This is a genomic window from Acidovorax sp. GW821-FHT09B03 (genome assembly GCF_059418305.1).
This window is the reverse complement of the sequence record NZ_JBWKPP010000044.1, coordinates 1-1,209: the sequence shown is the minus strand read 5'-3', so window position 1 is coordinate 1,209 and position 1,209 is coordinate 1. Positions and strand designations below refer to the sequence as shown.

The following is a 1,209-nucleotide window of genomic DNA, read 5'->3' as shown; positions in this document are numbered from 1 at the left end:
CCTGCGATGCTTGTATGGTTGAGGCGTCGGGGTGGAGGGACTCTGCGATGCATCGGCAACGACCATTGACCGACGGCGCGAGTTGTCTCCCGCCCCACCTCCCAGCGTCGATCAGGAACTGAGCGGCGCGCTGTGCTGTGCTCCAAGCCCTGCGCTAGCGCGACCACCGAACTGAATGCAAGCCAACCAGGGAGATGGACTACACCCCGACGAGACCATTATCTTGATTGGAGGTACCGTCATGCAAGCCTCTGCCGTGTTCATTGGAGTGGATGTATCCAAGAACGAACTGGTGATAGCACAGGCAGGCCAGCCGCCTCGCTGCGTGCCCAACAACACGTCCAAAGTGCGCGCCTGGCTGCGCACCATCCCCGCCCAGGCACAGATAGCCATGGAGTCGACAGGCCGCTACCACGCCCTGCTGGCCCACCTGTGCGTACAAGTGGGCCTGAAGGTGTATGTGCTCAACGCCCGCGACGTCTTCTTCTATGCGCGAGCCCTTGGCGCACGGGCCAAGACAGACAGCGTCGATGCAGCAATCATTGCCCGCTACCTGGCAGAGCACCATGCACAACTGCACCCCTGGCAACCCGGCAGCGTGCTGCAGCAGCAACTGCAAGGGCTGCTCAAGCGGCGCGCACAGCTGGCGACACACCGCTCGGCGCTGAGCCAGTCCTTCATGGGAATCGAGGTACCGGGCAATGCCATGGGCAAGCTCAGGACGGCCTTTGAGGGGCTCTTGAAAGCCATCGACACCCAGATCAAGCGCCTGATCGACAGCGATGAGCAAATGGCCCAGGGCTACAAGAAGCTGCAAACCATCACCGGCATCGGGCTTCAGACAGGCGCACTGCTGACGGTGCTGCTCAGCAGGATCACCTTTGCCAACGCCGATGCCCTGGTCGCCTACAGCGGCCTGGACCCGCGGCCCAACGACTCTGGTGCCAAGCGAGGGCGCAGGCGACTGAGCAAGAAAGGGCCGGCACTGCTGCGTCGCCAGATATTCCTGGCGGGTCTGGCAGCTACACGCAGCAAAGCCCTAAAGGCGGTATACCAAGCCATACGGGCCAAGGGATTCACGACCACCGAAGCCATCATGATCTTGGGACGCAAGCTGCTGCGCATCGCCTTTGCGGTATGGAAAAGCGGACAGGCGTTCGATCCGGCCAAGATCGGGTGTCAATCAGGTTGACGCGAACCATAGAACCT

1 protein-coding gene is annotated in these 1,209 nt (G+C 61.8%); it reads left to right on the top strand.

All coding sequences use genetic code 11. From position 1 onward, the window contains the following. The first annotated feature begins 175 nt into the window (after positions 1-175). Complete coding sequence (locus AC07PA_RS32625) at positions 176-1,192, top strand: IS110 family RNA-guided transposase (RefSeq protein ID WP_494610354.1); 1,017 nt, start codon at positions 176-178, stop codon at positions 1,190-1,192. Positions 1,193-1,209 lie beyond the last annotated feature (17 nt).

Excerpts from the sequence above, each read along its gene's own strand:
- AC07PA_RS32625 (WP_494610354.1), top strand. The coding sequence starts at position 176 with ATGCAAGCCAACCAGGGAGATGGACTACACCCCGACGAGACCATTATC.